This window comes from Algoriphagus halophilus, from assembly GCF_041729275.1.
Taxonomy (GTDB): domain Bacteria; phylum Bacteroidota; class Bacteroidia; order Cytophagales; family Cyclobacteriaceae; genus Algoriphagus; species Algoriphagus halophilus_A.
Map to the genome: position 1 here is coordinate 3,013,352 of NZ_CP146486.1, position 13,072 is coordinate 3,026,423.

Consider the following 13,072-nt stretch of genomic DNA (forward strand, 5'->3'; position numbering starts at 1 on the left):
TTATTTTCCTGCCGCAATAGTGATCAAATCTACAGTTTTTGCACCATTAGCCAAAAGCACATTTGCACATGAGCAAAGTGTTGCCCCTGTAGTCATTACATCATCAACTAATAAAATTCTTCTGCCATCAGTAGGCCTAGTTATAGCAAATACTTCATCTACATTTTCCATTCTTTGAATTCTTGTCTTTTTAGTCTGGGTATCTGTAAATTTCTTTCTTTCTAACATTTCTTCAATAGGCAATTGCAAGCCATGGGAAAGCCCCTTGGCAAATTCCTCACTTTGATTGTAGCCTCTTCGATATTTTTTAATCGGGTGGAGTGGAACAGGGACAATAACATCCCAATTTTTTGTCAAATCAACTTCATTTAATTGATTGGAGTAGAGTTCACCTAATTGAATTCCTAGCTTTGGTTTATTTCGATATTTAAGACAATGAAGAATTTTTTGACTTTGCCCATTTTTTGTAAACCTTAAAAATGACATGACCATACCCACATTTGCGATGCCTTTTATTTTTTGAGTCAAGTCATTTTCACTCGGCATAGCATGATAAAGTGTCCTGGGGAGCGTTCCAATGCATATTTTACAAAGACAGGATTCAAAATCAAATAAATTTCTGCCGCATAGATCACAGGTTCTGGGAAATATTAAATCGAAAAAATCTTTGAAAAAAAGTAAACGCATCAGCAAAAAGTTCTGTTAGTACAATCCAAGGCCGAATACCTGCTATATTTGCCTGTAAATGTGTATCCTAAACTGTTAATTTAATGAATCTCATAGAGGAATTCAATGATTATAGAGCGATGATGAATGAAAAGATCATGGCTGCTGACAATAAAGTATTAAAGAGGATTTTCAATTTGGATACGAACGCCTTTGCGGAAGGAGCTCTGGATGTCAAAACCAAGGAAATGTTAGGTCTTGCTTGTTCCATGGTCTTGAGGTGTGATGATTGCGTAAAATATCACTTAGGCAAATGCAAAGAAGTTGGATTGAACAAAACCGAAATTTTTGAGGTATTTTCGATTGCCACTTTAATTGGCGGATCTATTGTAATACCTCATTTAAGAAGAGCCTCTGAATACTGGGAAGAGCTTGAAAATCAATAGTTTACAAGATGTTTAAAAAGGATTTAGATCTAGAAAGAAGATGGGCTAAACTATTAGAAGGTCTGAAAGAAACGATAGGAAAAAACCATCAGATCTAAATGGCGTTTTGTTTCTAATAGGAGTACAAGAATTGGGTCAGGGAAACAAGACTTTTACCAAAGAGCAAAAGCAAGATTTGATGCATATTGCTATTTGTAAAGTGCTAAGCTACGATGGTTTCTATGAATTAGATTTTGTTGACCAAGATGGTTGGCCTCATTGGAAGTTGGTGAAAGAACTTCCTTATTTCGATTTATTGGAACAAGAAAAATTATTAAAGATTCAAGTATTGGAATACTTTGAAAAAGAGTACGAAATAGAAATAAAGTAAACATGAAGATTGTCTCCTATAATGTAAACGGCATCCGGGCAGCCATGAACAAAGGATTTGTAGAATGGTTACAACAAACAAACCCTGATGTTATTGGTTTACAGGAAGTTAAGGCATTAGAAAGTCAAATTGATAGTACTATATTTAAGGACTTAGGATATGAAATTTATTGGTATCCGGCAGTAAAAAAGGCTACAGTGGAGTGGCTATTTTTACTAAGAAGACTCCTAAATCTATTAAACATGGAATGGGCTTAGACAAATACGATGATGAAGGAAGATTGTTGGAAGTTGAGTTCGATGATTTTTCATTCCTATCTGCTTATTTCCCATCCGGTACCACTGGAGATATTAGACAAAGCTTCAAATATGAATTTCTGGATGATATCTATGGGTACATGCAGGACTTAAGACAATCAAAACCGAATATCATTTTAAGTGGTGATTATAATATTTGTCACAAAGCGATCGATATTCATAATCCTGTTTCAAATAAAAATAGTTCTGGTTTTTTACCGGAAGAAAGAGCATGGATGGATAAATTCACTGACTCAGGGTTTACAGACACATTCCGGTATTTTAATGAAGATCCTCATCACTATACCTGGTGGAGTTATAGAGCCAATGCAAGAGCCAAGAATTTAGGATGGAGAATAGATTATCATATGGCAACCAATGAAATGCAAAATAAACTGAAAAGGTCCGTAATTTTGCCTGAAGCGAAGCATTCAGATCATTGTCCCATATTATTAGAGTTAACTGATTAAATCATACCTGTTGATCATTGAATAAAATAAAGATGAAATCAATAAAAATTTCCATACCCTCATTAATAGAGAATATTAAAATAATCGAAAGTTTTATCGATAACGCAAGAGAAAACTTCGATATCAATGATGATATCTATGGAAATATTATGATTTCCGTCACCGAATGCATCAGTAATGCAATTATTCATGGAAATCAACATGACAAGAACAAATTAGTGCATCTGGAACTATTTATGGAAGATGAGCTCTTAAGATTCGTTATTGAAGATGAAGGCCCTGGTTTTGATCTTACCGAATTAAAAGATCCTACAGAACCAGAAAACATAGAAAAACCCGGAGGAAGGGGAATATTCTTGATCAAGCATTTATCGGATGAAGTAAAATTTGAAGAAGAAGGAAGAAAGACCATTTTATCCTTCTATATGAATTAAGCCATGGCTATAAATTTCTTTGAGGAAGAAATCACATTTCGTTTAGATAAACGGCAAAAGCGTAAAAAATGGCTTAAATCGATAGCAGACTCTGAAGAGTTCAAAATTCTAGATTTAAATTACATCTTTTGCAGCGACGAATATCTTTACAACATCAATGTTGAATACCTAAATCATGATACATATACGGATATCATCACCTTTGATAATTCTGAAGAAGAAGATAAAATAGAAGGAGATATTTTTATTAGTATCGATCGAGTTGAAGAAAACTCAAAAAAACTTCAAGTCCCCATAGAAGATGAACTAAGCCGGGTAATTAGTCATGGTCTATTTCATCTAATGGGATACAAAGACAAGAAAAAAGAAGAAGTCGAAATGATGCGAACTAAAGAAGAGTTCGCTATTAATTTATTTCAAAACATCTAGTGTTCCACGTGGAACAGAAGAACAACATAAGTTCTCTAAACTTAAACGTTCCACGTGAAACAGTAAACAAAAATATAAATCATGTTTCCAAAATATGATGTCATTGTAGTAGGAGCAGGGCACGCGGGTTGTGAAGCAGCACATGCGGCAGCACAAATGGGTTCTAAGGTATTATTATGTACCATGAACATGAATACCATTGCTCAAATGTCTTGTAATCCTGCCATGGGAGGAGTGGCGAAAGGTCAAATAGTAAGAGAAATTGATGCTTTGGGGGGAATGTCTGGAATAATTTCAGATAAATCCATGATCCAGTTTAGAATGCTAAACAGATCAAAAGGACCTGCTATGTGGTCTCCACGCTCCCAAAATGATAGAATGAGGTTCGCGGAAGAATGGCGATTAGCACTAGAAAGGACTCCAAACGTTGATTTCTGGCAGGAAATGATTACAGGAATCCTAGTAAAGGACGGAAGAGCAAAGGGAGTTAGGACTGGAATAGGAATAGAGATTGAGGCAGAAAGCGTGGTTTTGACCAATGGAACTTTCCTGAATGGTCTCATTCATATCGGTGAAAAACAATTTGGTGGTGGTAGAACCGGCGAGGCAGCAGCAAAGGGAATTACTGAACAATTAGTCTCTTTGGGCTTCGAATCAGGAAGAATGAAGACTGGGACCCCTCCAAGAGTAGATGGAAGAAGTTTGGATTACTCCAAAATGGAGGTACAATATGGTGATGAAAATCCAGAGAAATTCAGCTATTCAGATGAAACCAGCACTATAAAAGAGCAAAGAACTTGCTGGATTACGTATACTAATAAGGATGTTCACAATACTTTAGAGGAGGGTTTTGACCGTTCTCCTATGTTCAATGGAAGGATTCAGGGGTTAGGCCCTAGATATTGTCCTTCTATAGAAGACAAGATTAATAGATTTGCAGAAAGGGATAGACATCAAATATTCGTGGAACCCGAAGGTTGGGACACAGTAGAAATCTATGTAAACGGATTTTCAACTTCTTTGCCTGAAGACGTACAGTACAAAGCTATTCGTAAAATCGCTGGTTTCGAAAACGCAAAAATGTTTAGACCAGGATATGCTATAGAATATGATTTCTTCCCGCCGACTCAACTTAAACTTACTTTAGAAACCCAGTTGGTAGAAAACTTATACTTTGCTGGACAGATCAATGGAACTACAGGATATGAAGAAGCCGCCTCTCAAGGATTAATCGCTGGTATCAATGCAAGTTTAAAAGTGCAGGAAAAAGATCCTTTCTTATTGAAAAGATCAGATGCATATATAGGTGTTCTAATTGATGATTTGATCAATAAAGGGACAGAAGAACCTTACAGAATGTTTACCTCAAGGGCAGAATTCAGGTTATTACTTAGACAAGACAATGCAGATTTACGCCTTACTCAGCTAGGATATGATATTAATTTGGCAAGCCAGGAAAGATTGGATAAAATGCTAAATAAAAAGAAAGAAACTGCCCGACTAATCAATGATCTTAAACAGAAAAAACTGGCTCCAGAACAAATAAACAAAGGTTTAGAACAAATAGGCACTGCTGAGATCAAAGAAAAAATAGTGGTTGAAAAACTGCTAAAAAGACCTCAAATTGGTTTAAATGACCTAATGATTTTAGATCCAGAATTAGATAAATTCCTATCAGGATTTTCAACGGAGGTAAGGGAACAAGCTGAAGTTCAAATTAAGTACGACAGTTATATTGAAAAGGAACAGCAGATGGTAGAAAAATTGAGTAATATGGAAAATTATAAAATTCCACTCAAATTTGATTACTTAAACATTCCTGCACTTTCTAATGAAGGAAAACAAAAGCTAAACAAAATTAAACCCGAAACCTTAGGACAAGCTTCAAGAATCAGTGGGGTATCGCCAGCTGACCTCTCGATCCTTACCGTTTATTTAGGAAGATAATCATGGCTGAAAGACTTAGTAAATGCCCACTCTGCAAAAGTGGGCTTTTTCTTAATTACACAGAAATCAAAGATTATGCAGTAAGCAAGGAGACTTTCATTATCTGCAAATGCCAGAATTGCTCTCTACTTTTTACCAACCCTAGACCCAAGGAAGACAAAATAGGACCCTATTATGATTTTCCAGAATATTATTCCCACGAAAAGAATAATAAAAGCATTACCCAATTCATTTATAATAAGGTAAGGGATTATGCAGTTTCTGAGAAAGTAAAATTGATTACTTCTCTTAAAGGAACAGGCAAACTTTTAGATTATGGCTGCGGAACAGGAGAATTTCTAAATTCCGCTAAACAAAAGGGTTGGAAGATAAAAGGAGTAGAACCTACTAAAAAAGCCAGAGAACAAGCAAATCATTTATTGGAAGATTCAGTGGTAAGAACCATCGATCAATTAGAAGATAAAAAGAAGTATGATGTCATCAGCCTATTTCATGTTTTGGAACACATCCATACACTTAGGAAAACCATAAAAAAACTCATAAAACGCTTAAAATCAGATGGTTATATGATAATTGCAGTTCCAAATCCTACCTCTTGGGATGCACAAAACTATGGCAAAGAATGGGCAGGATGGGATGTACCCAGGCATTTATACCACTTCAATTCAACAGCCATCAAAAATTTTGAACAACTATTTGATTTAGAGCTTGTTGAAACTAAACCAATGCCTTTTGACAGTTACTATGTATCCTTGTTATCCGAAGGATATCTTCATCCAGATCAATCTACCATTTCAAAATACCTAAAAGCAGTAATATCCGGTTGGAAATCCAATAAAGCTGCGAAAAACGAAATGGGACAATACTCCAGTAATCTCTTTATTTTTAAAAAGAAGTGAAATACAGAATATACATAGCATTCCTATTTATCGCTTTGCTATTTTATGCATGTGCAAAGCAAAGCACTCCAATGGGTGGGCCAAGGGACCAAGATCCACCAGTAGTTCTAGAAATGTATCCTACCAATCAAAGTTTGAACCAAAGACCTGAGGAAATACTAATCGTATTCGATGAATATATTAAACTTGATAACCCAAATAAAAATATCATCATCACTCCTAAGGTAGATAAAGATGAATTGGTAATTACAGCATTAAAAAACACGGTAAAAATAGAATTGAATCAGGATTTAGAAGATAGTACTACTTATGTATTCAACTTCCAAAAATCAATTGAGGATTTATCTGAGGGAAACCCAACAGAAAATTTAAAACTTGTTTTTTCTACAGGAGAAACAATTGATAGCCTAAAATTTAGCGGTAAAGTCAATAATTACTTCCCAAAAAGAGGGTTTTTATACGAAAATGTAATCGTGGGATTATATGAATCAAATGATACAACGGATGTATTTACAGCTCCTCCCTACTACCTAAGCCAAGCAGATTCATTGGGAAACTTCACTATAGAAAACATCAAAGCGGGAAAATATAGAGCTTATGCTTGGCATGATGAGAACAATTCTCTCAAAGCAGAATATAAAAGCGAAGCCTATGACTTCATCTTGGATACGATAGATATTCAAGATGAAGTATCAGGAGCAATATTTAATCTGTCCAATGCTGACCAAACTCAAATAAAACTAACGCGATCATCTACTTCTGGAGGAAACTACGATCTAGTACTCAACAAGGACCCGTTAGAAATTGAATTGTCAAATGAAAGAATAGGAAAAGATATCTTTTATAAAGTTACTGATAAAAAAGTCACGCTCTACTCAAAAGAACCTATCCAAGACAGTGTAAGGATTGATGTTCAACTCCAGGATTCATTGAGTTTTAAAGTTGATACTACCATTTTTGCCAAGTTTGAGGAAAGCGAAAGAAGAGCTGAAAAATTAACTTACACAGTCAATTCGGAAAAAACTTTTACCAAGACTTATTAATCGAATTAACCTTCAATAAGCCAATTACAGATATATCCTACGATTCTTTATACATCACGTACGATACAGCATCACAAATCACAATAACTCCTGAAATGATCTCTTTTCAAGACTCCATGAAAAGAGATCAATTAAATATCCAACTCATAATACCAGACTCTCTAACCACTGATATAGTTACTATCAAAGCTGCAGACTCAACCTTCAGAGATATTGAAGGGCAATTTAATGAAGCAGTTTTAGCAGCAAACTATAGAAAACTTAAAAGAGAAACCCTAGCAGACGAGTTATCAGGCCAAATTGTAGGGGCTACAGCACCTATATAGTTCAATTAATTGATTCAAAATCCCAGATAGTAAAGCAGCTTTATATAACTGAAGGGAATGAATTCAAATTTGAACTATTGGAACCAATTTCATACAAAATACGGGTAATAGAAGACTTAAATAAAAATCGTCGCTGGGATCCTTCAAATTATCTAGAGGAGAGGTATGCTGAAAGAGTATTTTATTACGTACATCCAGATACCAATTCACAAGACATAGTTATAAAATCAGGCTGGATTACAGAAGATTTGACCATAGAAGCAACGCCTAAAACAGGTTTAAATTAAGACAAAAAAGACCTGTTGATAACTTGCCATTAACTGTGGAAAAGAGTGAACAAAAACAGGAAAAAATAGACTTATCCCCATCGTTGAAAAAAGGAAAAAACAAAATCTTACCATTCGGGGATAAGTACTGAAATGTCCACAGGAGACCAATAAGTAATCCACAGCTATTTTACTAACAGTTAATAAACAGGAAAATACTTTAAAATAGTGGATAAAAAATCAGTACCCAGAAAATCAATGATTTACATGTGGAAAAAGCTGGTATAACTGTTGGGATATGAAAGAATAAAGCACCTAAGAATCGTGGAGAACTTTTTAAACCACCTTTGTCCACAAATCCACAGGCCTAATAACTGTAATAAGTTTTTTTATTTAAATAAGATATAATAACTATTAGCAAGTGGACAATGTGGATAGATTCTAGAATAAGTCATTTTTTCATTAACTTATTTATCCATAACCCAAAAAACACAAAATGGCCTTACATCGATTATTTGATCTCATCCCCTATCAGATTAGTGAATACGATAAAGAGATTGCACTCGCTTTTAAGGAAAATGGTACTTGGCAAACTTACTCTTCCCGAGATGTAAAGGAAATAATTGAAAATTTGAGTTTGGCATTTTTAAAAGCGGGAATCTCAAAGAATGATAAAGTTGCCCTTATCTCTCAAAACAGACCTGAATGGAATTTTGTAGACTTGGCTTTGCAACAAATTGGGGCGATTTCCATTCCAATGTACCCTACGATAACTACTGAGGATTATCGATACATCTTCGATCATGCAGAAGTTAAAATGATTTTTGTGGGAGACCAGGAAATTCTAACTAAAGCACAAGAAGCTTCGGACGGAAGAAAAATCTTCTGTTTTCAGCAATTGGAAGGAGTAGAATTTTGGAGAGATTTTATGGAATCGGGCCAAAGTGGAGATCTTGCCGAACTAGAAAAAGCCAAATCTGAAGTTACGGCAGATGATCTTTTTACGATTATTTATACTTCTGGGACCACGGGTAGACCTAAAGGGGTCATGTTGACCCATCAAAATGTGCTAAGCAATGTGTTGGCAGTTTCTAAACGGTTTCTTCTTGAAAAGGGAACAAGTAAAGTGCTTAGCTTTTTGCCAATCTGCCATATTTTTGAAAGGACAGCTTCTTTTTGTTTCATCTATATGGGGATATCAATTTATTATGCTGAGAGCCTTGAAAAAATTGGAGATAACTTAAGGGAAATCAAACCCCAAGGTTTCAATACAGTGCCCCGATTATTGGAAAAGATTTATGATAAAATAGTTTCCAAGGGATATGAATTGAAAGGAATAAAGAAGTCACTTTTCTTTTGGGCTTTGAAATTAGGCAATCAATATGATCCAGCAAATGATCAAGGACCTTGGTATAATTGGCAGCTAAAAATGGCCAATAAATTAATATTCAGTAAATGGAGGGAAGCCTTGGGAGGAGAAATTCTTCAAATCAATTCCGGGGCTTCTGCTTTACAACCTCGATTAGCTAGAATTTTCTGGGCAGCAGGCATACCGGTTTGTGAAGGATATGGACTTACAGAAACATCTCCGGTGGTTTCATCCTCAATTTGTAGCCATGAGGAGATTAGAATTGGTTATGTGGGTAAAATATTAGAAGGAGTTCAAGTGAGAATTGCTGAAGATGGTGAAATTTTGGTGAAGGGACCCAATGTGATGCATGGGTATTACAAGCAGGAGGATCTCACAGCTGAGGTGCTCCAAAATGGCTGGTTCCACACAGGAGATATTGGTGAGCTTGATGGAGAATATTTAAAGATTACTGATCGAAAGAAAGAGATGTTTAAAACTTCCGGAGGCAAATACGTTGCTCCGCAAGTAATAGAAAATAAAATCAAGGAATCCAGTCTCATTGACCAGGTAATGGTCGTTGGCGAAAATAGAAATTATCCAGCAGCTTTGATCGTTCCGAGCGAAGATGGCTTGAAAGAATATTGCAGGCATAAAGGATATCCATTTACTGAATTGGCCGAAATGGTAGAAAGGCCAGAAATTATCGCCAAATACGAAAGAATTATAGAGGATATGAACAAGTATTTTGCTAAATGGGAAACCATCAAACGCTTTAAAATTCTTCCAAATCCATGGTCTATCGAGTCCGGTGAATTAACGCCTACCATGAAATTTAAGAGGAAAATTATCTTGGGTAAGTATGAGCAAGAAGTAGAAACTCTATATAATTCTTGATATTCTTTTGATCCAGATCAATTAATGTTTTTGAGGAGATATGAACTAAAATTTCGGACTTTGCCATTTAGCCAAACATGATTTGGAATAGGAACTATTTCTTAAATTATATTCCGAATATTTTTATTTAACTTGGTATTACTAATAAATAGTTTTGTTTATTTAAAAATTACCATTTTTAATTTGTGATGCATGCATAACTTTTTAAACAATATAGTATGCATGCATACAAAATTTTCGTTACATTAGTTGTCCTTGGAATTTGGACTTAATCTGCAGTATGAAGCGAGAAGAAACAGTTGATTATCATATTAAAAGCGCCTGGCATGCCATTTCTAGAATGTACAATCAGAAGGCAGCAGGTGAAGGTTTTACTACTGCGATCGGTTTCGTCTTGATTAATATAAATTCCAAAGAAGGCACACCGGCAACGAAAATAGCGCCGATGATGGGTTTGGAAACAAGGAGCCTTACTAGGATGCTGAAAAACATGGAAGAAAAAGGACTCATTTATAAGAAGCCTGATCTTGTAGATAAAAGATCCGTTAGAATTTTTTTGACGGAGGAAGGAAAAAGAAAAAAGAAATTTCAATTGCCACTATAAGGGAGTTTAATGAGCAGATTCGAGAGGTAGTAAGTGAATCTGATTTGAAAAACTTCTTTCAAGTTTTGAGAAAATTCAATTGGTGATCGATCAGGTTCAGTCCGAAGGATCAGATGAAATCAACAAAATCATATTTGAACTATAAACAAAGAGCCTTAACAGGCCTCTAACTACCGAAAAACCCAAAGAAATGAAAAAGACCATAAAAAATGTCGCCATTTTAGGTTCAGGAGTGATGGGATCAAGAATTGCCTGTCATTTCGCGAACATAGGTGTACAAGTACTTTTATTAGATATTGTTCCATTTGAATTGACGGAACAGGAAGAAAAGAAAGGACTGACCAAAGAGCATCCGATGGTCCGAAATAGGATCGTAAATACGGCTTTGCAAAATACCTTAAAGGCTAAACCATCTCCTATTTATGATAAGGACTTTGCCTCAAGAATTCAAACTGGAAACTTTGATGATGATTTACCTAAAATCAAAGATTATGACTGGATAATGGAAGTGGTGGTAGAACGATTGGATATCAAGCAATCACTTTTTGAAAAGGTTGAAAAATTTCGGAAACCAGGAACCTTAATTACTTCCAATACATCGGGTATTCCGATGCATATGATGTGTGAAGGTAGATCGGAAGATTTTCAGATCAATTTTGCGGGAACTCATTTTTTCAATCCTCCTCGTTATCTCAGGTTATTGGAAATTATACCTGGACCGAAAACAAATCCTGATATCATCGAATTCCTGATGGATTATGGTGATAAATTTCTGGGTAAAGAAACGGTCTTGTGTAAAGATACACCGGCTTTTATTGCCAATAGAATTGGAGTGTATGCCATTATATCGGCTATGCATTCTATAGAGAAAATGGGCTTAGGAGTTTCGGAAGTCGATAAATTGACGGGAACGGTGATAGGTAGAGCAAAATCTGCCACATTTAGAACCATGGATGTAGTGGGATTGGATACCACCGTGAATGTGGCCAATAACCTCTACAAAGCTCTTCCCAATGATGAATCAAGAGAGAAGTTTAAACTTCCAAAAATAGTTGAAGTTCTCTATAACAATAAGTGGTTCGGAGATAAAACAGGTCAAGGTTATTTCAAAATGATTCGTCATAAAGATGGATCGAAAGAGTTAAAAGAAATTGACTTCAACACCTTCGAATACAAAGATGTTGAAAAGCCAAAATTTAAAGCCTTAGAAGCTTCCAAAGGGATTGAAGACCTAAAAGAACGAATCAAATTTTTGGTCAATTTCGATGATCAAGCAGGTGAATTTTACCGAACCACATTTTATGACTTGTTCAGGTATTGTTCCAATAGAATACCGGAAATAGCGGATGAGTTGTATAGAATTGATCAAGCAGTGAGTGCAGGTTTTGGATGGGAATACGGACCATTTGAAAGCTGGGATATTCTAGGAGTTAAGGATACAGTAGAAAAAATGGAAGCAGCGGGTGAAAAACCAGCAGCTTGGGTTTATGAAATGTTAGATGCGGGCAATACTTCTTTTTACAAGGTAGAGGCTGGTAAAAAACACTATTACGATATTCCTACCAAGACTTACAAGGAAGTTCCTGGAATAGAGGATTTCATCATTCTTGATACCTTAAAATCTGCTGGGAAAAAGATTTGGGGAAATGCTGGAGCCACAGTCTATGATATGGGCGATGAGGTTATAGGATTGGAATTTCATACCAAAATGAATTCCATGGGGTCCGAAGTGGTGGAAGGGATCAATACTGCAATTGGTATGGCAGAAAAATCTTACAAAGGATTGGTGATCGGAAACGAGGGAGCCAATTTCTCTGCGGGAGCCAACCTTGCCATGTTGTTTATGTTTGCCGGGGATCAGGATTTCGATGAGATCAATTTAATGATTGCCCAATTCCAAAACACCATGATGCGGGCTAGATTTTCTTCAGTTCCAGTAGTGGTAGCTCCTCATAATATGGCCTTGGGAGGAGGATGTGAACTTTCATTACATTCAGATCACGTACAAGCTCACGCAGAATTGTATATGGGTCTAGTGGAAGTCGGTGTTGGATTAATTCCTGCCGGAGGCGGTACAAAGGAAATGACCCTAAGATTTTCTGATAGCTTGATCAGTGGGGATGTAGAATTAAATCAACTACAAGAATACTTTATGAACATTGCCATGGCAAAGGTTTCTACCTCTGCTCAGGAAGCAAAAGGATTAGGGTATCTGAGAAAGAGTGATGGAATTACATTGAATCGGAAGAGACAATTGGCAGAGGCCAAATCCAAAGTCATTTCTCTATTTAATGAAGGCTACTCACAGCCTATAGAAAAGAAGGACATCAAAGTACTAGGTAAGGAATCCTTGGCTTTGTTTGAAGCAGGTATTACTGGAATGCGATATGGAGCTTATATATCTGAACATGATGCTAAAATTGCCAGAAAACTGGCTTGGGTAATGTCGGGGGAGACTTGTCCTCTCCAACAGAAGTATCAGAACGATATTTATTGGATTTGGAACGGGAGGCATTTTTAAGTTTGACCGGAGAGAAAAAGACCTTGGAAAGAATCCATAGCATACTCTTCAAGGGAAAACCACTTAGAAATTGAATCGCCTGGTATTAAGAAACTCAATAACTCAAAAAG

General features: G+C 36.0%; 10 protein-coding genes and 4 pseudogenes. 13 read left to right on the forward strand and 1 reads right to left on the reverse strand.

The window, feature by feature from the left end:
* On the reverse strand, positions 1–546 hold the full coding sequence (locus V8V91_RS16125; protein WP_373396194.1) for a ComF family protein: 546 nt from the start codon (positions 544–546) through the stop codon (positions 1–3).
* Positions 547–770: 224 nt separating this feature from the next.
* On the opposite strand from V8V91_RS16125, the gene V8V91_RS16130 reads away from it, so the two are divergent.
* The 13 genes and pseudogenes from V8V91_RS16130 (at position 771) to V8V91_RS16190 (ending at position 13,036) form a co-directional block, all read left to right on the forward strand.
* Entirely contained in the window at positions 771–1,112 is a 342-nt protein-coding gene (locus V8V91_RS16130; RefSeq protein ID WP_074225897.1) for a carboxymuconolactone decarboxylase family protein, read from the forward strand.
* 8 nt (positions 1,113–1,120) lie between these two features.
* A pseudogene (locus V8V91_RS16135) lies at positions 1,121–1,482 on the forward strand (hypothetical protein).
* A gap of 2 nt (positions 1,483–1,484) precedes the next feature.
* Positions 1,485–2,248: pseudogene (locus tag V8V91_RS16140) on the forward strand (exodeoxyribonuclease III).
* A 32-nt stretch (positions 2,249–2,280) separates the two neighbouring features.
* Positions 2,281–2,682, forward strand: coding sequence for an ATP-binding protein (locus tag V8V91_RS16145; RefSeq protein WP_074225900.1), 402 nt, complete (start codon positions 2,281–2,283; stop codon positions 2,680–2,682).
* Between the two features lie 3 nt (positions 2,683–2,685).
* Positions 2,686–3,111: an rRNA maturation RNase YbeY gene (ybeY, locus tag V8V91_RS16150; RefSeq protein WP_373396198.1), complete on the forward strand. Its 426-nt coding sequence runs from the start codon at positions 2,686–2,688 to the stop codon at positions 3,109–3,111.
* Positions 3,112–3,192: 81 nt separating this feature from the next.
* Positions 3,193–5,058: a tRNA uridine-5-carboxymethylaminomethyl(34) synthesis enzyme MnmG gene (mnmG, locus tag V8V91_RS16155; RefSeq protein ID WP_373396200.1), complete on the forward strand. Its 1,866-nt coding sequence runs from the start codon at positions 3,193–3,195 to the stop codon at positions 5,056–5,058.
* A gap of 2 nt (positions 5,059–5,060) precedes the next feature.
* Complete coding sequence (locus tag V8V91_RS16160) at positions 5,061–5,957, forward strand: class I SAM-dependent methyltransferase (RefSeq protein WP_373396203.1); 897 nt, start codon at positions 5,061–5,063, stop codon at positions 5,955–5,957.
* Positions 5,954–7,000, forward strand: coding sequence for an Ig-like domain-containing domain (locus tag V8V91_RS16165; RefSeq protein ID WP_373396205.1), 1,047 nt, complete (start codon positions 5,954–5,956; stop codon positions 6,998–7,000). The genes V8V91_RS16160 and V8V91_RS16165 overlap by 4 nt, the downstream gene beginning before the upstream one ends.
* Positions 7,001–7,116: 116 nt before the next feature.
* Positions 7,117–7,326 carry a hypothetical protein gene (locus V8V91_RS16170; protein WP_373396207.1) on the forward strand — a complete coding sequence of 70 codons (210 nt, stop codon included), beginning with the start codon at positions 7,117–7,119 and terminating at the stop codon, positions 7,324–7,326.
* A 77-nt stretch (positions 7,327–7,403) separates the two neighbouring features.
* Positions 7,404–7,613: a hypothetical protein gene (locus V8V91_RS16175; RefSeq protein WP_373396209.1), complete on the forward strand. Its 210-nt coding sequence runs from the start codon at positions 7,404–7,406 to the stop codon at positions 7,611–7,613.
* 475 nt (positions 7,614–8,088) lie between these two features.
* Positions 8,089–9,837 (forward strand): long-chain fatty acid--CoA ligase, encoded by a 1,749-nt coding sequence (locus tag V8V91_RS16180; RefSeq protein ID WP_373396210.1) that lies wholly within the window; start codon positions 8,089–8,091, stop codon positions 9,835–9,837.
* Between the two features lie 280 nt (positions 9,838–10,117).
* A pseudogene (locus tag V8V91_RS16185) lies at positions 10,118–10,527 on the forward strand (MarR family winged helix-turn-helix transcriptional regulator).
* A 104-nt stretch (positions 10,528–10,631) separates the two neighbouring features.
* A pseudogene (locus V8V91_RS16190) lies at positions 10,632–13,036 on the forward strand (3-hydroxyacyl-CoA dehydrogenase NAD-binding domain-containing protein).
* Positions 13,037–13,072: the final 36 nt, after the last annotated feature.

What these genes read in the sequence shown, in the direction of transcription:
- V8V91_RS16125 (WP_373396194.1), bottom strand. Translation starts at nt 546, where the DNA reads ATGCCGAGTGAAAATGACTTGACTCAAAAAATAAAAGGCATCGCAAAT.
- V8V91_RS16130 (WP_074225897.1), top strand. Translation starts at nt 771, where the DNA reads ATGAATCTCATAGAGGAATTCAATGATTATAGAGCGATGATGAATGAA.
- V8V91_RS16145 (WP_074225900.1), top strand. Translation starts at nt 2,281, where the DNA reads ATGAAATCAATAAAAATTTCCATACCCTCATTAATAGAGAATATTAAA.
- ybeY (WP_373396198.1), top strand. Translation starts at nt 2,686, where the DNA reads ATGGCTATAAATTTCTTTGAGGAAGAAATCACATTTCGTTTAGATAAA.
- mnmG (WP_373396200.1), top strand. Translation starts at nt 3,193, where the DNA reads ATGTTTCCAAAATATGATGTCATTGTAGTAGGAGCAGGGCACGCGGGT.
- V8V91_RS16160 (WP_373396203.1), top strand. Translation starts at nt 5,061, where the DNA reads ATGGCTGAAAGACTTAGTAAATGCCCACTCTGCAAAAGTGGGCTTTTT.
- V8V91_RS16170 (WP_373396207.1), top strand. Translation starts at nt 7,117, where the DNA reads ATGAAAAGAGATCAATTAAATATCCAACTCATAATACCAGACTCTCTA.
- V8V91_RS16180 (WP_373396210.1), top strand. Translation starts at nt 8,089, where the DNA reads ATGGCCTTACATCGATTATTTGATCTCATCCCCTATCAGATTAGTGAA.